Annotated in this window: 17 protein-coding genes; 16 read left to right on the forward strand and 1 reads right to left on the reverse strand. The window is 64.8% G+C overall.

The genetic code is table 11. The features are described 5' to 3' along the window. Positions 1–12: 12 nt before the first annotated feature. From HL666_RS31490 to HL666_RS31500, 3 genes are all read left to right on the forward strand, one after another. Positions 13–513, forward strand: a complete 501-nt coding sequence (locus tag HL666_RS31490; RefSeq protein ID WP_172113439.1) for a GNAT family N-acetyltransferase — start codon at positions 13–15, stop codon at positions 511–513. After that, positions 510–2,108 carry a citramalate synthase gene (gene cimA, locus HL666_RS31495; RefSeq protein ID WP_172185434.1) on the forward strand — a complete coding sequence of 533 codons (1,599 nt, stop codon included), beginning with the start codon at positions 510–512 and terminating at the stop codon, positions 2,106–2,108. The genes HL666_RS31490 and cimA overlap by 4 nt, the downstream gene beginning before the upstream one ends. Before the next feature lie 119 nt (positions 2,109–2,227). Beyond that, positions 2,228–2,605, forward strand: coding sequence for a VOC family protein (locus tag HL666_RS31500; protein WP_172134335.1), 378 nt, complete (start codon positions 2,228–2,230; stop codon positions 2,603–2,605). Between the two features lie 4 nt (positions 2,606–2,609). On the opposite strand, the gene HL666_RS31505 is transcribed toward HL666_RS31500, so the two are convergent. After that, on the reverse strand, positions 2,610–3,212 hold the full coding sequence (locus tag HL666_RS31505; protein ID WP_172113442.1) for an LOG family protein: 603 nt from the start codon (positions 3,210–3,212) through the stop codon (positions 2,610–2,612). A gap of 244 nt (positions 3,213–3,456) precedes the next feature. On the opposite strand from HL666_RS31505, the gene HL666_RS31510 reads away from it, so the two are divergent. From HL666_RS31510 to HL666_RS31570, 13 genes are all read left to right on the forward strand, one after another. Continuing rightward, the gene (locus tag HL666_RS31510; protein WP_172185436.1) at positions 3,457–5,400 is read left to right on the forward strand and encodes an ABCB family ABC transporter ATP-binding protein/permease; all 1,944 of its coding nucleotides are present in this window, start codon (positions 3,457–3,459) and stop codon (positions 5,398–5,400) included. Between the two features lie 101 nt (positions 5,401–5,501). Continuing rightward, on the forward strand, positions 5,502–6,218 hold the full coding sequence (locus tag HL666_RS31515; protein WP_311976770.1) for a phosphatidylserine decarboxylase: 717 nt from the start codon (positions 5,502–5,504) through the stop codon (positions 6,216–6,218). Positions 6,219–6,305: 87 nt separating this feature from the next. Continuing rightward, the gene (locus tag HL666_RS31520) at positions 6,306–7,193 is read left to right on the forward strand and encodes a CDP-alcohol phosphatidyltransferase family protein (RefSeq protein ID WP_172134332.1); all 888 of its coding nucleotides are present in this window, start codon (positions 6,306–6,308) and stop codon (positions 7,191–7,193) included. Positions 7,194–7,300: 107 nt separating this feature from the next. Further along, positions 7,301–8,020 (forward strand): RraA family protein, encoded by a 720-nt coding sequence (locus tag HL666_RS31525; protein ID WP_172185438.1) that lies wholly within the window; start codon positions 7,301–7,303, stop codon positions 8,018–8,020. Between the two features lie 278 nt (positions 8,021–8,298). Continuing rightward, complete coding sequence (locus tag HL666_RS31530; protein ID WP_172113447.1) at positions 8,299–10,494, forward strand: hybrid sensor histidine kinase/response regulator; 2,196 nt, start codon at positions 8,299–8,301, stop codon at positions 10,492–10,494. Further along, a complete protein-coding gene (locus tag HL666_RS31535) occupies positions 10,491–10,853 on the forward strand; it encodes an Hpt domain-containing protein (protein ID WP_172113448.1) in 363 nt (120 codons plus the stop codon). The genes HL666_RS31530 and HL666_RS31535 overlap by 4 nt, the downstream gene beginning before the upstream one ends. A 177-nt stretch (positions 10,854–11,030) precedes the next feature. Continuing rightward, positions 11,031–11,804: a motility protein A gene (locus tag HL666_RS31540; RefSeq protein ID WP_172113449.1), complete on the forward strand. Its 774-nt coding sequence runs from the start codon at positions 11,031–11,033 to the stop codon at positions 11,802–11,804. Between the two features lie 37 nt (positions 11,805–11,841). Next, positions 11,842–12,672: an OmpA/MotB family protein gene (locus HL666_RS31545; protein ID WP_172113450.1), complete on the forward strand. Its 831-nt coding sequence runs from the start codon at positions 11,842–11,844 to the stop codon at positions 12,670–12,672. 267 nt (positions 12,673–12,939) lie between these two features. Next, the gene (locus HL666_RS31550) at positions 12,940–14,838 is read left to right on the forward strand and encodes a potassium transporter Kup (protein ID WP_172113451.1); all 1,899 of its coding nucleotides are present in this window, start codon (positions 12,940–12,942) and stop codon (positions 14,836–14,838) included. A 154-nt stretch (positions 14,839–14,992) separates the two neighbouring features. Beyond that, the gene (locus HL666_RS31555) at positions 14,993–16,915 is read left to right on the forward strand and encodes a potassium transporter Kup (protein ID WP_172185440.1); all 1,923 of its coding nucleotides are present in this window, start codon (positions 14,993–14,995) and stop codon (positions 16,913–16,915) included. A 128-nt stretch (positions 16,916–17,043) separates the two neighbouring features. Next, entirely contained in the window at positions 17,044–17,373 is a 330-nt protein-coding gene (locus HL666_RS31560) for a rhodanese-like domain-containing protein (RefSeq protein WP_172113499.1), read from the forward strand. Between the two features lie 9 nt (positions 17,374–17,382). Continuing rightward, a complete protein-coding gene (locus tag HL666_RS31565; RefSeq protein ID WP_172113453.1) occupies positions 17,383–18,546 on the forward strand; it encodes an aminotransferase in 1,164 nt (387 codons plus the stop codon). Positions 18,547–18,558: 12 nt separating this feature from the next. Next, positions 18,559–19,659, forward strand: coding sequence for a polyamine ABC transporter substrate-binding protein (locus tag HL666_RS31570; RefSeq protein ID WP_172185442.1), 1,101 nt, complete (start codon positions 18,559–18,561; stop codon positions 19,657–19,659). The last annotated feature ends 47 nt before the right edge of the window (positions 19,660–19,706 follow it).

Consider the following 19,706-nt stretch of genomic DNA (forward strand, 5'->3'; position numbering starts at 1 on the left):
TCTGGTGAGACGATGGGACAGGCTCTTCCGAAGGCGGCGCTCCGGCCGTTTCTCGCTGCCGATACGCCGCTGCTCGCGGCGATCTTCGTCGCCAGCATCCAGCAGTTGACCTCGGACGATTACAGCGAGGAGCAGCAGGAGGCCTGGGCCGCCGCTGCCGACGACGAGGCGGGTTTTGGCAAGAAGCTGGCGTCGACGCTGACCTTGATCGCGACCCTGAAAGGCGCGCCGGTCGGTTTCGCGTCGTTGAAGGGCAACGATCACATCGACATGCTCTACGTGCATCCGAGCGTCGCGGGGCAGGGCGTCGGCGCGCTGCTGTGCGATGCGCTGGAGAAGCTTGCCGGCGCTCGCGGCACGACGGGGCTGGTGGTGGATGCCAGCGACACTGCGGTGGAGTTTTTCAGGAAGCGCGGCTACGTCGCGCAGCAGCGCAACAGCGTCTCCATCAACGGCGAGTGGCTCGCCAACACCACGATGAAAAAGGCCCTCGGCGCGGGAGCGCAGTCATGAGCAGAGAGCGACTTTATCTGTTCGATACGACGTTGCGCGACGGTGCGCAGACCAACGGGGTCGACTTCACGCTGGCCGACAAGCAGGTCATTGCGCGCATGCTCGACGATCTCGGCATCGACTATGTCGAGGGCGGCTATCCCGGCGCCAATCCGCTCGACAGCGAGTTCTTCGCGACGAAGCCCAAGCTCGGACATGCCCGTTTCACGGCCTTCGGCATGACGCGGCGTGCAGGGCGGTCGGTGTCCAACGATCCCGGCGTCGCGGCGCTGCTCGACGCCAAGGCGGATGCGATCTGCTTCGTTGCCAAGTCCTCGGCCTATCAGGTTCGCGTCGCGCTCGAGACGACCAACGAGGAGAATCTCGCCTCGATCCGCGACAGCGTGACAGCGGCCAAGGCGGCCGGGCGCGAGGTGATGCTCGACTGCGAGCATTTCTTCGACGGCTACAAGGAGAACGCCGAGTTCGCGCTGGCCTGCGCCCGAGCCGCCTATGAGGCCGGCGCGCGCTGGGTCGTGCTGTGCGACACCAATGGTGGCACCATGCCGCACGAGATCGAAGCCATCGTCGGCGAGGTCGCCAAGCATGTGCCAGGCGATCATCTCGGCATTCACGCCCATAACGACACCGAACAGGCCGTGGCGAACTCGCTGGCCGCGGTGCGGGCCGGCGTTCGGCAGATCCAGGGCACGTTGAATGGGCTCGGTGAGCGCTGCGGCAATGCCAATCTGTGCTCGCTGATCCCGACGCTGAAGCTGAAGGCGGAGTTCGCCGACCAGTTCGAGATCGGCGTCTCCGACCAGCAGCTCGGCGGACTGATGAAGGTGTCACGCACGCTCGACGACATGCTCAACCGCGCGCCGAACCGGCATGCGCCTTACGTCGGCGAGAGCGCATTCGTCACCAAGACCGGCATCCATGCCTCCGCGGTGCTGAAGGATCCGCACACCTACGAGCATGTGCTGCCTGAGAGCGTCGGTAATCATCGCAAGGTGCTGGTGTCGGACCAGGCCGGCCGTTCCAACGTGATCGCAGCGCTGGAGCGCGGCGGCATTCCCTTCAGCAAGAGCGATCCGAAGCTGACGCGGCTGGTGGAGGAGCTGAAGGAGCGCGAGGCCTTGGGCTATGCCTATGAGTCCGCAAACGCCTCCTTCGAGCTGCTGGCGCGGCGTACGCTCGGCTCCGTGCCGGAGTATTTCCGGGTCGAGCAGTTCGACGTCAATGTCGAGCAGCGCTACAACGCGCTCGGCGATCGCGTCACGGTGGCGCTTGCGGTGGTCAAGGTCGACGTCGCCGGCGAACGGCTGATCTCCGCGGCCGAAGGCAATGGGCCGGTCAACGCACTCGATGTCGCGCTGCGCAAGGACCTCGGCAAGTACCAGGGCTTCATCGACGGCCTCAAGCTGATCGACTACCGCGTCCGCATCCTCAATGGCGGCACCGAGGCGGTGACGCGGGTGCTAATCGAGAGCGCTGACGAGACCGGCGAGCGCTGGACCACGGTTGGCGTGTCGCCCAACATCATCGATGCCTCGTTCCAGGCGCTGATGGATTCGGTGTTCTACAAGCTGGTGAAATCAGGCGCGCCAGGGTGACAATGAGGAGCCGTCGTTGCGAGCGAAGCGAAGCAATCCAGAGTCCCGCCCACGGTTCTGGATCTGCTTCGTCGCTTCGCTGCTGGAAATGACGAATGAAGAGAGCGGGGAGTTAACGCATGATCGACCACGTTTCCGTCGGCGTCAGCGACCTCGCCCGCAGCGCGCGCTTCTACGAGCTTGCGCTGGCGCCGCTCGGCATGACCCGGCTGATCGAGCGGCCTGCCACCATCGGCTTCGGCAAAACCTATCCGGAACTCTGGATCAACCTGCGCCCGGCGATGGCGCGCGTGCCGGCCGACACCGGCTCGCATCTCTGCTTGCGCGCCAAGGGCGCTGCCGAGGTCGATGCATTCCATGCGGCGGCGCTGGAGGCGGGCGGAATTTCGGACGGCGCACCAGGTCTGCGCCCGCATGACCGCGTGCGCTATTATGCGGCCTTCGTGCTCGATCCGGATGGTAACCGGATCGAGGCGGTGACGTTTCCAAACGAGTAGGGCGTCACAGTCGCTTGGCGATCTCCGGCGCCATCTCGGTTTCTTCCTTGGCGACGCGGGCGGCGGCCTCGCGCAGCCGCGGCAGGATGTCCTCGGTGCGGTCGGCCTTGAGCAGCTCGATCTGGAAGCCGGGGCGGATGAACTCGGTTTCCCGCATGTGGGCGAGCAGGGCGAACAGCGGCTCCCAGAAGCCGTCGATATTGGCCATCAGGACAGGCTTGGCGTGGCGTCCGAGCTGCTTCCAGGTGAGCTGCTCGACCAGCTCCTCGAGGGTGCCGATGCCGCCGGGCAGCGCCACAAACGCATCGGAGTGCTCGAACATCAGCCGTTTGCGCTCATGCATGTCGGGCGTGACGATGAGATCCTTCAGCGGCATCATGACCTCCTTCTTCACCAGGAAGTCAGGGATGATGCCGGTGACGTCGCCGCCGTGATCGAGTACAGCCTTGGCGACCGCGCCCATCATGCCGATGGAGCCGCCGCCATAGACGAGCCTGACGCCGTTGTCGGCGAGCGCCTTGCCAAGTGCTTTCGCCGATTCGATGAAGCTTGGATTGGTGCCCGGGCCGGAGCCGCAATAGACACAGACGGTGCGGATTTCAGTCATGTGATGGATGTGACACTGCAGCTGAAAGGCGTCAAGACGGAGGCGGACGGGGTGAATTCCCGGGATTTCATCGTGTGATGCGGACGGTTTCGGTCCAGTTGTCTGAAAACAAATATGCAAATACTGCGCCGCCGCAACGGTTTCCGTGGGTACACGGGTGCATCCCGCGCACGGACACTCTATATGACGCAGGCAACGCCCGGCATCCCAACATGCCAAGACCCTCGCTGTTCCAGATCGCTTGATGCCTCCTGATTCCTCCCCCCATCACGGCGCCGCTCAGCCGCCCGCGTCCCTGGAGCAGGGAACGCTGGCTGGCACGCTGCGGCATCTCTGGCCCTTCATCTGGCCGAGCGATCGCGCCGATCTGAAGATGCGGGTGTTGTGGTCTGTGGTGCTGCTGCTCGCGGCCAAGGTCGCGACATTGGTGCTGCCCTTCACCTTCAAATGGGCCACCGACGCGCTGACGGGCGCGAACACCGCGCCGATCAAGCCGGACGACTGGGCGTTCTGGCTGGTCGCCTCGCCGATCGTGATGACCGCGAGCTACGGCGCGATGCGCGTGCTGATGGCGGTACTGACGCAATGGCGCGACGGTATTTTCGCCCGCGTCGCGATGCATGCGGTGCGAAAGCTCGCGACCATCACCTTCGTCCACATGCACGAATTGTCGCTGCGCTTTCATCTGGAGCGCAAGACCGGCGGATTGACGCGCGTGCTCGAGCGCGGCCGCAATGCGATCGAGACCATCGTGCGGATGGTGATCCTGCAGCTGATCCCGACCATCGTCGAGGTCTCGCTGCTGACCGCCGTGCTGCTGTGGCAGTTCGACTGGCGCTACGTGCTGGTGACGCTGACCATGGTCGCGGCCTATCTCTACTACACCTACATCGCGACTGAGTGGCGCATCGAGATCCGTCGCCGCATGAACGACTCAGATACCGACGCCAACACCAAGGCGATCGACTCGCTTCTCAACTATGAGACGGTGAAGTATTTCGGCGCTGAGGCGCGCGAGGCCGAGCGCTACGACCGCTCGATGGAGCGATATGAGCGCGCCAGCGTGAAGACCTACACCTCGCTGGCGGTGTTGAATGCCGGGCAGGCCGTGATCTTCACGATCGGGCTCACGGTCGCGATGCTGATGTGCGCGCAGGGCGTGCGCCAGGGGCGCAACACGGTCGGCGACTTCGTCATGATCAACAGCATGATGATCCAGCTGTACCAGCCGCTGAACTTCATGGGCATGGTCTATCGCGAGATCAAGCAGGCGATCATCGACATCGAGATGATGTTCGGCGTGCTCACCAGGGATGCGGAGGTCAAGGACGCGCCTGGGGCGACGCCGCTGGTCGTGACATCGGGCCATGTCCGCTTCGAGGACGTCCGCTTCGCCTACGAGCCGGAGCGGCCAATCCTGCAAGGGCTGAGCTTCGAGGTGCCGGCCGGCAAGACGGTCGCCATCGTCGGTACCTCCGGCGCCGGCAAGTCGACCATCTCGCGGCTGCTGTTCCGCCTCTATGACGTCTCCGGCGGCCGCATCCTGATCGACGGGCAGGACATCCGCGACGTCACCCAGGTGTCGCTGCGCGCCCAGATCGGCATGGTGCCGCAGGACACGGTGCTGTTCAACGACACCATCCGCTACAACATCCGCTACGGCCGCTGGGACGCCGACGATGCCGCCGTCGAGGCGGCGGCGCGGCTGGCCCAGATCGACGGCCTGATCCGGATGGCGCCCAAGGGCTATGAGACCCAGGTCGGCGAACGTGGCCTCAAGCTGTCCGGCGGCGAGAAGCAGCGGGTGGCGATCGCCCGGACGATTCTGAAGGGACCGCCGATTCTGGTGCTCGACGAGGCCACCTCGGCGCTCGACAGCCATACCGAGCACGAGATCCAGGAGGCGCTCGACGGCGTGTCGCGCAACCGCACATCGCTGGTGATCGCGCACCGGCTCTCGACCATCGTGGCGGCGGACGAGATCATTGTGCTGGACCGCGGCCGGATCGCCGAGCGGGGCACCCATGCCGATCTGCTGGCGAGAGGCGGGCTGTATGCCGGCATGTGGAACCGGCAGCGCGAGGCCGAGGAGGCGCGCGAGAAGCTGGCGCAGATCGGCGACGACGCTGCTGCGCCGAACCGCAATCCGCCCGCGGCGACGGATCCGGTCGCCACAGCGGCCGAATAAGCCCGCGAACCGCCTTGATCCACAGTTAAGGAATCATTTTGACCTTCGCCGCGCATCGACCTAGTCAAGGCGGCGGTCCGCTCTGAGGTCAGAGGGACGACATCTCAACGAAGCAGGCCATGTCGATCAGCAACTCCATCCGCGCACAGATTCCGCCGATCCATCCCGAGGGCTATCCGTTCATCGGGGGCTTCGCCCTGGCCAGTCTGGTCCTGTTCTGGATCTTCACGCCGCTCGGCTGGATCGGCACCTTGCTCACCGTCTGGTGCGCGCTGTTCTTCCGCGATCCGATCCGGGTGACGCCGCAGCGGGACGGGCTGGTGGTGGCGCCGGCCGACGGGCGCATCTCCATGATCACGCGGGCACTGCCGCCGGCCGAGCTCGGCCTCGGCGACCGGCCGCTGTTGCGCGTTTCGATCTTCATGAGCGTGTTCAACGTGCATGTGAACCGCAGCCCGATTGCCGGCCGGATCGAGAAGATCTCCTACCGTCCCGGCGCCTTCATCAATGCCGAGCTGGACAAGGCCAGCGAGGACAATGAGCGCAACTCGCTGGCGATCTCGACGCCGCACGGCAAGATCGGCGTGGTCCAGATCGCCGGTCTCGTGGCGCGGCGGATCGTGTCGTTCGTCCGTGAAGGCCAGACCGTCGGGGCCGGGGAGCGCTTCGGGCTGATCAGGTTCGGCTCGCGCCTCGACGTCTATCTGCCCGACGGCACGGAGGTTCTGGTCTCGGAAGGCCAGACCGCCATTGCCGGCGAAACCATCCTGGCCGATTTCGACGTGGCGGTGCCCGGACTGAGCTTCCGGAGCCAGTGAACCGTCGCCGGGCCGGTGTGACTCATTAACGGGACCTTGGGTCGCGATCCGGCACAAGGTCGAGACCTGCCACTCTGCGGTGTGATCATGAGCTTCGATCCGAACTCTTCCGAACTGCGCCGTCGCCGCTTCCGCCCGATCCCGGTGCGGCTGCTGGTGCCGAACATGATCACCCTGCTGGCGATCTGCGCCGGCTTGACCGCGATCCGGCTGTCGACCGAGGGCCGGATGGAGCTCGCGGTCGGGGCCATCGTCTTCGCCGCCTTCCTGGATGGTATCGACGGCCGCATCGCGCGCATGATCAAGGGGCAGTCGAAGTTCGGTGCCGAGCTCGATAGCCTGGCCGATTTCGTGAATTTCGGCGTGGCACCGGGCCTGATCCTGTATTTCTGGCAGCTTCACGAACTGCGCGACGGCGGCTGGATCGCCGCCATGATGTACGCCATCAGCGGCGGGCTGCGGCTGGCGCGCTTCAATGCCAGCATCGACGACCCCAACAAGCCGCCCTTCGCCGCCAATTTCTTCACCGGCGTGCCGGCGCCGCTCGGCGCTATCACGGTGCTGCTGCCGGTCTATCTCGCGTTTCTGGACCTGCCGAAGCCGCCCGCGCTGGTGACCGCGTTCTACACGCTGCTGATCGCCTTCCTGATGGTGTCGCGGCTGCCCGTGTTCTCCGGCAAGACCGCGCGGATGCGCGTCTCGCCTGAGCTCGTGCTGCCGGTGTTCGCCGCCGTGGTGTTCTTCGTCGCGCTGCTGGTGGTCTATCCCTGGCACATCCTGTCGGCAGGCTCGATCCTCTATATGCTCAGCCTGCCGTTCGGCTGGCGGCTGTACCGTCAGCAGGCGGCGCGGCATGCCGCAGCTCTTGGCGACGCCGGCGTGGCAGCGCAATCGCCCTCGACGTCGGCGGCGCCCTTTGTGCCTGCAGGCGCGCCGGCCGAGCAGGAGCCGCGAGCACCGGATCGTCTGCACTGAGCGCAGGGCCGTAGTTCGGCCCGAAGCTTTGCCGCTTAGGACGCGTCAGTTATACCGGATGCAAGGACGGCGATCACGTCTGTCCGCAGCATCCGGAGAAAACGCCTGTGACAAGCTCTGCCGCCGCGCCCCTCGCTGCTTCCGTCCTCGAGGCGCTCGCGCGCTACGACACCCCGACGATCTGCAACGCCATGGAGATCGTGGCGCCCGAGCGCCGCCTGATCGGCTACACCACCAAGCCGCTGGTCTGTCCGTTCCCAGATCTGCCGCCGATGGTCGGCTACGCCCGCACCGCGACGATCCGGTCCGTGGTCAAGTCCGGCCTGCCCGCCGAGGAGCAGGCGAGGCGGCGCACCGACTACTATGAATATGTCGGCACCGGCCATGGCCCCCGCATTGTGGTGATCCAGGACATCGACGGCCCCGATATCGGCTACGGCGCGTTCTGGGGCGAGGTGCAGAGCAGCGTGCACAAGGCGCTCGGCTGCCTCGGCGTGATCACCGACGGATCGATCCGCGACATTCCGCAATGGGCTGATGGCTTCCAGGCGCTGGCGGGCTCGATCGGACCCTCGCACGCGTGGGTTCATGCAGAAAGCTTCGGCGGCGAGGTCCGCGTTGCCGGGATGACGGTGCGCTCCGACGATCTGATCCATTCCGATCGTCACGGCGCGATCGTGATCCCCCATGACATCGCCGCCAAGCTGCCCGAGGCGGCCGAGCTATGCGCCCGCCGCGAGACGCCGATCCTGGAGATCGCGCGATCGGCGGATTTCTCGCTCGAGAAGCTGAAGGCCGCGCTGAAGCGCTCGGCCGAGATTCACTGAGCACGGCTGCTCGCAGCACGTTCAAGGGCCGCACCGCGCGACGGTGCGGCATTCGCCGGCAATGCCGGCCTCGGCCCGGCCGACGAGCGCACCCGGACGATTACGGGGGCGAGGCGTCGACGCCAGCTCAAACGCGCGATTTCGGTGACTGATTACCCGTCAGTCCGCCCGATCGGCCGAGGGTTAAGCGGCTCTCGCTCGTTGAGAAGATTTTATCCATCAAGCTTTACCTGATGGCTAGCCTGTCCGGATAGGCATGTCTTTCGAGGGCGAGAGACATGCGCAGGCTGATATCGAAATCGATGCCGTTGTTCGGCCGGCTCGACCGGGCCGTCGACAGGGTGGTGCGGCTGATCGGGCATTTCGGCAGCGCGGTGATCGGCCTGTCGGCGATCGCGCTGGTGTGGTCCGGCATCTTTTATACGATCTCGGAAGAATACGCGCGCACCGAACAGTCGGCGCTCAAGAACGGCTCCAATCTGGCGCGTGCCTTCGAGGAGCAGATCATCCGCTCGATCCGCGCCGCGGACCAGACCCTGCGCTATGTCCGTGATTCCTATGCCAAGGATCCGCAGAACTTCGACATGTCGCTCTGGTCGAAGAACAGCCAGTTCTTGTCCGACTTCTCGTTCCAGGTGGTCGTGATCGGCAAGGACGGCATCATGCTGTCCAGCAACATCGATCCGAAAATGCGCGGGCTCGACCTCCGCGATCGCGAGCACTTCCGCGTCCACGCCGACGGCAAGGATGACTTCCTCTTCATCAGCAAGCCGATCTTCGGGCGCGTCTCCAACAGATGGTCGATCCAGCTGACGCGGCGGATCGTCATGCCGGACGGCTCGTTCGGCGGTGTCGTCGTGGTCTCGCTCGATCCGGAATATCTGTCGAGCTTCTACAACACGGTTGATCTCGGCAAGAAGGGCAACGTCACGCTCGTCGGCCTCGACGGCATCGTGCGCGCGCGCGCCTCGGCGGGTCCCGCCGGCGTCGGATCCTCGCTCGCCGGCAGTCCGGTGATGACCGCCATCCAGCAGAAGGACAGCGGCTCCTACACGTTCAAGAGTCTGATCGACGGCGTATCCCGCATCTACACCTTCCAGCGCATCAAGGAGCAGCCGCTGGTGGTCATCGTCGGCCAGGCGTCCGAGGAGATCTTCAGCGCCTTCAAGGTCAATCGCGATCGCGATCTGCTGGTGGGAGCGCTGCTGACCGTCGTGATCGGCATCATCACGGTCCTGATCGCGCGCTACCAGGCGGGCCTTGCCGCCTCGCGCGATGCGGCGGAAGCCGGCACCCGGGCGCGTTCGGAATTCCTGGCGATGATGAGCCACGAGATCCGCACGCCCATGAACGGCGTCATCGGCTTGGCCGATCTCCTGCTGTCGGCCGATCTCGCGCCGGAGCAGCGCAAGATCGCGACCACCTTGCGTGAATCGGCGGATTACCTGCTGCAATTGCTCAACGACGTTCTCGACTTCTCCAAGCTCGACGCCGATCGGCTGGAGATCGAGCACATCGAGTTCGACCTGCACCGTTCGGTGACCGCGACCGCCGAACTGCTGGTGTCGCGCGCAAGGGAGAAGGGACTGCAGCTGACGACGTCGATCGCGCCGGAGGTGCCGAACTACGTGGTCGGCGATCCCGCCCGGCTACGGCAGGTGCTGTTCAATCTCGTCGGCAATGCGCTCAAATTCACCGAAGCCGGCAGCGTTCATATCGACGTGCGGGCCGAGGATCTCGCCGGGCCGAACCTGACCCTGGTGTTCTCCGTCGCCGACACCGGCGTCGGCATTCCGGCGGAAGCCGTCGGCCGCCTGTTCAAGCAGTTCTCGCAGGTCGACAACTCGATCTCGCGCCGCTTCGGCGGCACCGGGCTTGGGCTCGCGATCTGCAAGCGCCTCGTCACCTGCATGGGCGGTGACATCAAGGTGCAGAGCAAGGTCGGCGAAGGCAGCACCTTCACCTTTTCCATCCAGGTCCAGCCTCAGCCGCAGCCCGACGTCGAGCAGGTCAGCGCGCCCGAGGCGACCATCGTCCCGGTCGGTGAGACAAAGGCGGAGGAGCGCCCGGCCAGCGTCGAGCCGCTGAAGATCCTCGTGGCCGAGGACAATCTCACCAACCAGTTCGTGATCAAGAAGCTCCTGGACAAGCTGGGTCACAGCTATGAGCTGGTCGAGAACGGCACTCAGGCGGTCGCCGCCGTGCAGAAGCAAACCTACGACCTCATCCTGATGGACATGATGATGCCGGAGATGGACGGGCTGACGGCGACGCGGATGATCCGCTCGCTGCCGCCCCCGGCGCAGGACATCTACATCATCGCGCTGACGGCCAACGCCACCAGCCAGGATCACCTGGCGTGCACGGACGCCGGCATGAACGACTTCGTGACCAAGCCGGTCACGCGCGATCGATTGAATGCCGCTCTGCTCCGCGCAGCCACTGCTACAAACAAGGAAAGGCTTGTTGCATGACCGACTTGGTGCAATTCGATGAATCCGTCTATCAGATCCTGATCTCCGAGCTCGGCGAGGAGGATGCGCTGGAAGTGCTCAGAACGTTCCTGGACGACACCTCCAGCAAGTTCGGCACGCTCGCCAGCAAGTTCGAGGATCGCCTCGAGCTGAAGCGTGAGGCGCATTCCATCAAGAGCTCCTCGGCGACGTTCGGCTTCGCGGCGCTGTCGCGGCTGTCGCGCGAGCTCGAGCTCGGCTCGGCGACGATGGAGCCGGCGCAGATGCTGGAGATGGTCCGCAAGATGGAAAAATCGTTCGAGCAGGCCGTCATGTTCGCCGAGGCGAACCTGCTGAAGTCCGGCGCGGCGGCCGCATGAATGCGGCCGACGGTCTCCGATGCGCGGCTCATCGGCTTCCGTTTACGTCTCATTATGCCTACCAAATTCGGTAACTCGTCCTTAATTGCGCGCATCTAGTGTGGAGCGCGCGTGGGGCAGGGCCGCCGCGCCCGTCCAGGACGGCCGGTGGTTCGCGTACGCGGGTGGAGTAAGCTCATGGATATCATGACGGGCGCAGGGCTCGTGTTTGGCATGATCGTCATCGCCGTCATGATGCTGCTGGGCGGTGACTTCGGGATGTTCGTCAGCGACCACGCTGCGATCATCATCTTCGGCGGCTCGACCGCCGCCACCATGATCCGCTTTCCGCTCGGGGCCATGCTGCACGGCATGCCGCTCGGCATCAAGTTCGCGTTCACGATGAGCCGCCTGTCGGCCCGCGAGTTGGTCGACGAGCTCGCCCGCATCGCCGAGATCGCTCGCAAGCAGGGACCGGTCGGCCTCGAGAAGGTCGAGACCGACGAGCCGTTCCTCGCCAAGGGCATTCGCTACGTGGCCGACGGCTACGACCTCGAATTCATCCGCGACAATCTCGAGCGCGACCGCGACAACTTCCTGATGCATCTCGACGAGGGCAGCAAGATCTACCGCGCGATCGGCGACTGCGCGCCGGCCTTCGGCATGATCGGCACGCTGATCGGCATGGTGCAGATGTTCGCCAACATGACCGACCCCTCGAAGCTCGGCCCGTTCATGGCGACCGCGCTGCTCGCGACCCTGTATGGCGCGCTCGTCGCCAATCTCATCTGTCTGCCGATCGCCGACAAGCTGCACGGCAAGCTGCTCGACGAGGAGACCAATCGGACCCTGATCATCGACGGCATCCTGATGATCCGCGATTCCAAGAGCCCGGCCTTGGTGCGCGAAATGCTGCTGGCCTATCTGCCGGAGAAGCACCGCCATGCCGAGGGCGAGCCCGTGCCGGCCTGATCGGCGGGGCTCAAGGGGATCTGGGGCGGGTTGAGAGATGGCCAAGAAGAAACGGGGCGATGCGCATGGCGGCGGTCACGGCTGGTTCGTGACCTTCGCCGACCTGATGGGGCTGCTGCTCGCCTTCTTCGTCATGCTGGTCGCATTCTCGACCATGGACAACAACAAGCTCAAGGTCGTCGCCGGCTCGATGCGCGATGCGTTCGGCGTGCAGTCGGAGTCGCGTTATTCGGGCATTGTCGAGTCCGATGGTCTGCCGACCCGGCCGAAGCTCAAGAACGCCGCCCACATCTCGCCGGAGGAGACGGCGCGCGATCCGAGCCCGGAGCAGGAGGAGCGCCAGCACACCAACGGCGCCAGGCTCAAGACCGACCGGCAATTCGCGCTGGCCTCAGCCTCGCTGCGCCAGGCGCTGCAGGACATGCCGGAGATGACCGAGATCTCCAAGCACATCATGTTCGAGGAGACCAAGCAGGGGCTCAACCTCGAGATCGTCGACCAGGACGGACGGTCGATGTTCGCCGACGGTTCGAAGGTGCCCTATGACCGCACTCGGCGGCTCATCGAGAAGCTGGCGGCGCCCCTCAAGGCGACGCCGCTCCGGGTTCAGATCACCGGGCATACCGCCGCCGGCTTCGTTCCGGCCCGCAGCGATTACGGTGGTTTCGACCTGTCGGCGGATCGCGCCAACGCCGTGCGCCAGATCCTGGAGCGGGAAGGCCTGCCGGCGAGCCACATCTTCGCGGTGTCCGGCAAAGCGGATACTCAGCCGCTGTTTCCGGACGACCCTTCGCTGTCCGCGAACCGCCGCGTCACGATCACGCTGATGCGGGAAGATCCGCCATTGCCGCCGGACCTGAAGCCCTAGTCGTCTTCCCTGCGCCGCATCATATTGCCGCATGGGCGCTCGTGAACGCCACCGCAGCCGACAGCAAACCTTTGGCAGGTCTGCGGGATCCCGACATTCGCTGCGGGACGTCCACACCGGCGGCCCCGGCGGGGCGTGATATCTGTGAGGGCAGCGCTTCTTTGGTTGCAGTGGAAGGGGCAGGCTCTGGTACGGTAGAGACTTGACCTGGGGCCGGACTGCGTCCAAACGCGCCGGGCCAAACAGGGAAAATGTGTTCCGAGCGACATGACGGCCAGCGCCACATCGACCGAAGGACAGGAAACCAAGAGCACATCGGGGTTCTGGGGGCTGACGCTTGGCAGCATCGGTGTCGTGTTCGGCGACATCGGCACCTCACCCCTGTACGCCTTCCGCGAGGCCGCGCATGGCGCTGCGCAGGGGCAGCCGGTGTCACGGATGATCGTGCTCGGCGTGCTCTCGCTGATCCTGTGGTCGCTGTTCATCGTGGTGACAGCCAAATACGTGCTGCTGCTGTTACGGGCCGACAACAATGGCGAGGGCGGAACGCTGTCGCTGATGGCGCTCGGACAGCGCGCCTTGGGACGCCGCAGCCTGCTCCTGATGTCGCTGGGCGTGATCGGCGCCTCGATGTTCATCGGTGATTCGATGATCACGCCGGCAATCTCGGTGCTGTCGGCGGTCGAAGGCCTCAAGCTCGCAGCGCCCGCGCTCGAGCATTACGTCGTGCCGCTGACCGTGATGATCCTGGTCGTGCTGTTTGCGGTGCAGAGCAAGGGGACGGCACGGGTGGCCTCCGCCTTCGGCCCGGTCATGGTCACGTGGTTCGCATGCCTCGCGGTCATGGGACTCGTGCACATCAGTGACGATCCCTCCGTCCTCGCCGCCATCAATCCCTATTACGCAGTGCAGTTCCTGCTGTCGCACGGCACCGTCGGTCTGGTCACGCTCGGCGCGGTGTTTCTTGCCGTTACCGGCGGTGAGGCGCTTTATGCCGATCTCGGACATTTCGGCCGCAAGCCGATCCAGTCGGCGTGGCTGTTCTTCGTGCTCCCGGCGCTGCTGATCAACTATTTCGGACAGGGCGCCCTGGTGCTGTCCGATCCCGCCGCGATCGAGAACTCGTTCTATCGGATGGTACCCGAGCTCCTGCTGTTGCCGCTCGTGGTGCTCGCCACCGCAGCGACCGTGATCGCGAGCCAAGCCGTCATCACCGGCGCGTACTCGCTGGTCAGCCAGGCGGTGCAGCTCGGGCTGCTGCCGCGTTTCGAAGTGCGCTACACGTCCGAGAGCCATGCCGGGCAGATCTATCTGCCGCGGGTCAACCGGCTGCTGCTGATCGGCGTCATGCTGCTGGTGCTGCTGTTCCGCACCTCCAGCAACCTCGCCTCCGCCTACGGCATCGCGGTGTCCACCACCATGGTCGCCGACGGCATCATGGGCTTCGTGGTGATCTGGAAGCTCTGGAACCTGCGCGCCGCGGTGGCCGCGGCGGTCATTGCGCCGTTTGTCATCGTCGACATGACCTTCTTCGCTGCCAACCTGTTGAAGCTCTTGGAGGGCGCCTGGGTGCCGCTGCTGTTCGGCGCGGCGATGGTCGTGACGATCTGGACCTGGCGGCGCGGCTCGGCGATCCTGATGCTCAAGACTCGCAAGATCGAGGTCCCGCTGGACGATCTGATCGCCAGCCTGGAGAAGCGGCCGCCGCATATCGTCAAGGGCACCGCGGTGTTTCTGACCAGCGATCCGACCTCGGTGCCGACCGCTCTTTTGCACAATCTCAAGCACAACAAGGTGCTGCATGAGCACAACGTGATCCTGACCATCGAGACCGCGCAGACGCCCCGGGTCGATGTGGCGGAGCGCGTGCGCATGGAGAAGATCAGCGAGAAGTTCTCCAAGGTGCGGCTGCGCTTCGGCTTCATGGAATCGCCGAACGTGCCTCGGGCCCTCGCCGTGGCGCGCAAGCTCGGTTGGCAGTTCGACATCATGTCCACGTCGTTCTTCGTGTCGCGTCGCTCGCTGAAACCGTCGTCGCAGTCCGGCATGCCGAACTGGCAGGATCACCTGTTTATCGGGTTGAGCCGGTCGGCCAATGACGCGACGGACTACTTCCAGATTCCGACCGGCCGCGTTGTGGAGGTCGGTACTCAGGTAACGATCTGAGAACCTTTCGAGCTCCTAGTCACCGATGTATGCTGCATTGCATGGCTGACCCGCAATCTCGTCCGGTCCGCTGCCAAGCCTTGTCGCTATAAGCCGCGCGCTCTGCCGGTTTGTGCAGTGAAGCATTCAACCAGTCCTCAAGGGGGCTACCCCAATGACAGCTGACGTCGTCGCCACGCCCCCGGAAGCGCCGGCGGCCAACGGACATGGCGAGGCCCACTCCACGGCCAGCTTCACTGCACTCACCCTGGGCAGCATCGGCGTGGTCTATGGTGACATCGGCACCAGCCCGCTCTACGCGCTCCGCGAGGCGGTCGCGGCAGCCAGCAGCAGCGGCGATCCCGCGCCGCATGCCGTGATGGGCGTGCTCTCACTGATCCTGTGGGCTCTCGTCGTCGTCGTGACGCTGAAATACGTCGTGATCCTGCTGCGGGCTGACAACAATGGCGAGGGTGGGACCTTGGCGCTGATGGCGCTGGCCCAGCGCGGCGTCACGCGGGGCGCCAGTGTCATCGTTCTGCTCGGCATCATCAGCGGCGCGCTGTTCTACGGCGACGCGGTGATCACCCCAGCCTTATCTGTCTTGTCGGCGATCGAAGGCATCAAGCTCGTCACGGCGGCGTTCGATCCCTATGTGGTGCCGCTCACGATCGTGATTCTGGTCGCGCTGTTCGCCGTGCAGGTGCGGGGCACGGCCAAGGTGGCTGCATTCTTCGGACCGATCATGCTGATCTGGTTCCTGGTGATCGCGACTGCGGCGATTCCGCCGATCCTGCGTCATCCCGAGGTGCTGTGGGCGGTCAACCCGCTGAACGCTGTGACCTTCATGCTGCATCACGGCATCATCGGCTTCATCACGCTAGGCGCGGTGTTCCTGGCCGTCACCGGCGCCGAAGCGCTCTATGCCGATCTCGGGCATTTCGGCAAACGGCCGATTCAGACTGCCTGGCTGTTCATCGTGCTGCCGTCGCTGGCGCTGAATTATCTGGGGCAGGGGGCGCTGGTCATCGCCGACGCCAAGGCGATCGAGAACCCGTTCTTCCTGATGTTTCCCGAATGGGCGCTGATCCCGATGGTGGCGCTGGCCACGGCGGCGACGGTGATCGCCAGCCAGGCTGTCATCACCGGCGCCTATTCGCTGACCCGGCAGGCGATCCAGCTCGGTCTGCTGCCGCGATTCGAGATCCGCCACACCTCCGAGGCGCATTCCGGCCAGATCTATATTCCGCGCATCAACAAGCTGCTGCTGATCTCCGTGGTGCTGCTGGTGCTGCTCTTCAAGTCGTCGAGCGCGCTGGCCTCGGCCTATGGCATCTCGGTGACCGGCACCATGGTCGTGACGGCCATGATGGGCTTCGTCGTGATCTGGAAAGTCTGGAGGTGGTCACCGCTCGCCGCGGGGGCGCTGATCGCGCCGTTCCTGTTTCTGGACCTGACCTTCCTGTCGGCCAACCTGCTGAAGTTGCTCGAAGGCGGCTGGGTGCCGCTGGCGCTGGGCGGCTTCGTCATGACGCTGATGTACACGTGGCGACGGGGAAGCCGTCTGCTGTTCGACAAGTCGCGCAAGCTGGAGTTCCCGCTCGACGACCTCGTGGCCATGCTCGAGAAGCGGCCGCCGCAGCGCGTGCCCGGCACGGCGGTGTTCCTGACCTCCGATCCCCTGAGCGCGCCGACGGCGCTGATGCACAGCCTCAAGCACTACAAGGTGCTGCACGAGAAGAACGTGATCCTGACCATCGAGACCGCGCCGACGCCGCGCATCGATGCCTCCGAGCGCGTGCGGCTGGAGCAGATCAGCCCTACCTTCTCGAAAGTCACCCTGCGCTTCGGCTTCATGGAATCGCCCAACGTGCCGCGGGCGCTGGCGATCGCGCGCAAGCTCGGCTGGCAGTTCGACATCATGTCGACGTCGTTCTTCCTGTCGCGGCGCGCGCTCAAGCCGGCGGCGCATTCCGGCATGCCGCGCTGGCAGGATCACCTGTTCATCTCCATGAGCCGCTCCGCCAACGACGCCACTGACTATTTCCAGATCCCAAGCGGACGCGTGGTCGAGGTCGGCACGCAGGTCACGATCTGAGCGCAGGTCGGTTGGCTGGAGGGGCCGGGTGCGAGCAGGGCATGCTGCCGACGCGCTTGATTTTCGCTGCGTCTAGGGTGAGTTTGGCGTCGGTTCGGGCCGGATACGGCCCCTCGAAGGCTTGGAGGATGGGCGTGGCTGTTGTGCACGATTTGACCCCGCAGGACGTGGCCAAGGGGATCGCCGAGGGGCGAATTCTTCTGGTCGATGTGCGCGAGCCGAACGAAGTTGCTGCGGAAGCCTATCCGGACGGCATCGTTGTGCCCTTGTCGAGCTTCGACCCGAAGCTGATCCCGGACCCCCAAGGCAAGGACGTCGTGTTCGCCTGCCGCTCCGGCAAGCGCTCGGTGACGGCGTCGATGGCAGCGCAGGCGGCGGGCCTGCCGTATGACAAGCATCTGCAAGGCGGGATGCTCGGCTGGAAGGCGGCCGGCCTGCCGATCAAGACCGGCGGCTGACACCCGATCATGATCTCGCAGAACAAGGTCTTCGCCGATCTGCCCGTCACCATTTTCGAGCAGATGTCGCAGCTCGCGCGTGACAACAACGCCATCAATCTGGGGCAGGGCTTTCCCGACGACCCTGGGCCGGAGGACATCCGCCGCGCCGCCGCCGACGCCGTGCTGAACGGCTACAATCAGTATCCCTCGATGATGGGACTGCCGGAGCTGCGCCAGGCGATTGCCGCGCACTACAAGCACTGGCACAAGCTCGATCTCGATCCGATGAGCGAGGTCATGGTCACCTCGGGCGGCACCGAGGCGCTGACCTCGGCGATCCTGTCGGTGGTCGAGCCCGGCGACGAGGTGATCTGCTTCCAGCCGGTCTACGACTCCTACCTGCCGATCATCCGCCAGGCCGGCGGCATTCCGAAGCTGGTGCGGCTCGAGCCGCCGCATTGGCGGCTGTCGGAGGAGATGCTGCGCGCCGCGTTCTCGCCGAAGACCAAGGCAGTGCTGTTCAACAACCCGCTCAACCCCGCGGCGGTGGTCTATCCGCGCGAGGACCTCGAGCTTCTGGCGCGCTTCTGCCAGGAGTTCGACGCGGTCGCGATCTGCGACGAGGTCTGGGAGCACGTGGTGTTCGACGGCCGCGAGCACATCCCGCTGATCACCATTCCCGGCATGCGCGATCGCACCATCAAGGTCGGCTCGGCCGGCAAGATCTTCTCGCTCACCGGGTGGAAGATCGGCTTCGTCTGCGCCGCGCCGCATCTGCTGCGCGTCGCCGCCAAGGTGCATCAGTTCCTGACCTTCACCACCGCGCCGAATCTCCAGGTCGCAGTGGCCTATGGGCTCGGCAAATCCGACGACTATTTCGTCAACATGCGCGCCGAGCTGTCCAGGAGCCGTGACCGCCTGACGGCAGGGCTAGAAAGCCTCGGCTTTCCCGTGCTGAAGGCGCAGGGGACCTATTTTCTCACCGTCGATTTGTCGCCGCTCGGCCTCAATGAGACCGACGAGCAGTTCTGCCGGCGTATCGTCCACGACTACAAGGTGGCCGCAATCCCGGTGTCGGCCTTCTACGAGAAGGACGCGGTCACCTCGGTGGTGCGGTTCTGTTTCGCGAAGAGGGATGCAACCCTGGACACGGCGCTGGAGCGGCTGTCCGACGCGATCCACCGGCGCTAGGAGGCGAGATCGATGACGCGCGGCTGCATTCGTTCGGCGCTGGCGGTTGCGGCGCTGATGCTTTCGGTATCGGCCGCCCCGGCCGAGCAGCGCGTCGTCAATTTCTACAACTGGTCGAACTACATGGCGCCCGGTGTGCTCGACGATTTCACCAAGGAGACCGGCATCAAGGTCGTCTACGACACCTTCGACGCCAACGAGACCCTGGAGACGCGGCTGCTTGCCGGCAAGTCCGGCTACGACGTCGTGGTGCCCACCGCGTACTTCCTGCAACGCCAGATCAAGGCCAAGATCTTCCAGCCGCTCGACAAGTCGAAGCTGCCCAACCTCGCCAATGCCTGGCCTGTGGTCACCGACCGCCTCGCCATCTACGATCCCGGCAATCAGTTCGCCGCCAACTACATGTGGGGCACGACGGGCATCGGCTACAACGTCAAGACGATCGAGAAGATCTTAGGGCCGGGCGCGCGGATCGACAGCTGGGACTTGGTGTTCAAGCCGGAGAACCTCGCCAAGTTCAAGGATTGCGGCGTCCACATGCTCGACTCCGCCGACGACATCTTCCCGGCGGCGCTCAACTATCTCGGCCTCGATCCGAACTCGACCAAGCAGGCGGACCTGGAGAAGGCCGCCGAGGTGGTCGGCAAGGTCGCGCCGTCCGTGCGCAAGTTTCATTCATCGGAATACTTAAGCGCGCTCGCCACCGGCGAGATCTGCCTCGTCGTCGGCTGGTCGGGCGACATCATGCAGGCAAGGAGCCGCGCCGAGGAGGCGAAGAACGGCATCGAGATCGGCTACGCCATTCCGAAGGAGGGCGCGCAGATGTTCTTCGATAATTTCGCGATTCCCGCCGACGCCCAGCATGTCACGGAAGCCTATCAGCTGATCAACTACCTCTACCGCCCCGAGGTCGCCGCCAAGAACTCGGACTTCCTGTCCTATGCCAATGGCAATCTAGCGAGCCAGAAGCTGATCGATCCGAAGATCCTTGGCGACAAGAACATCTATCCTGATGACGCAACCTTGAAGAAGCTGTTCGTCATCACCGCCCGCGAGCCGGCGACGCAGCGCGTGATCAACCGGCTCTGGACCAAGGTCAAGACGGGGCGGTAGTCGTCACTATCGTCATTGCGAGCGAAGCGAAGCAATCCAGGGCGGAG

This window comes from Bradyrhizobium aeschynomenes (assembly GCF_013178945.1).
In the GTDB taxonomy this organism is placed as follows: Bacteria; Pseudomonadota; Alphaproteobacteria; order Rhizobiales; family Xanthobacteraceae; genus Bradyrhizobium; species Bradyrhizobium aeschynomenes.

Coding starts and splice junctions, on each gene's coding strand:
- HL666_RS31545 (WP_172113450.1), top strand. CDS start 11,842: ATGGCCAAGAAGAAACGGGGCGATGCGCATGGCGGCGGTCACGGCTGG.
- HL666_RS31490 (WP_172113439.1), top strand. CDS start 13: ATGGGACAGGCTCTTCCGAAGGCGGCGCTCCGGCCGTTTCTCGCTGCC.
- HL666_RS31500 (WP_172134335.1), top strand. CDS start 2,228: ATGATCGACCACGTTTCCGTCGGCGTCAGCGACCTCGCCCGCAGCGCG.
- HL666_RS31530 (WP_172113447.1), top strand. CDS start 8,299: ATGCGCAGGCTGATATCGAAATCGATGCCGTTGTTCGGCCGGCTCGAC.
- HL666_RS31505 (WP_172113442.1), bottom strand. CDS start 3,212: ATGACTGAAATCCGCACCGTCTGTGTCTATTGCGGCTCCGGCCCGGGC.
- HL666_RS31540 (WP_172113449.1), top strand. CDS start 11,031: ATGGATATCATGACGGGCGCAGGGCTCGTGTTTGGCATGATCGTCATC.
- HL666_RS31555 (WP_172185440.1), top strand. CDS start 14,993: ATGACAGCTGACGTCGTCGCCACGCCCCCGGAAGCGCCGGCGGCCAAC.
- HL666_RS31550 (WP_172113451.1), top strand. CDS start 12,940: ATGACGGCCAGCGCCACATCGACCGAAGGACAGGAAACCAAGAGCACA.
- HL666_RS31560 (WP_172113499.1), top strand. CDS start 17,044: ATGGGCGTGGCTGTTGTGCACGATTTGACCCCGCAGGACGTGGCCAAG.
- HL666_RS31510 (WP_172185436.1), top strand. CDS start 3,457: ATGCCTCCTGATTCCTCCCCCCATCACGGCGCCGCTCAGCCGCCCGCG.
- HL666_RS31570 (WP_172185442.1), top strand. CDS start 18,559: ATGACGCGCGGCTGCATTCGTTCGGCGCTGGCGGTTGCGGCGCTGATG.
- HL666_RS31535 (WP_172113448.1), top strand. CDS start 10,491: ATGACCGACTTGGTGCAATTCGATGAATCCGTCTATCAGATCCTGATC.
- HL666_RS31520 (WP_172134332.1), top strand. CDS start 6,306: ATGAGCTTCGATCCGAACTCTTCCGAACTGCGCCGTCGCCGCTTCCGC.
- HL666_RS31565 (WP_172113453.1), top strand. CDS start 17,383: ATGATCTCGCAGAACAAGGTCTTCGCCGATCTGCCCGTCACCATTTTC.
- cimA (WP_172185434.1), top strand. CDS start 510: ATGAGCAGAGAGCGACTTTATCTGTTCGATACGACGTTGCGCGACGGT.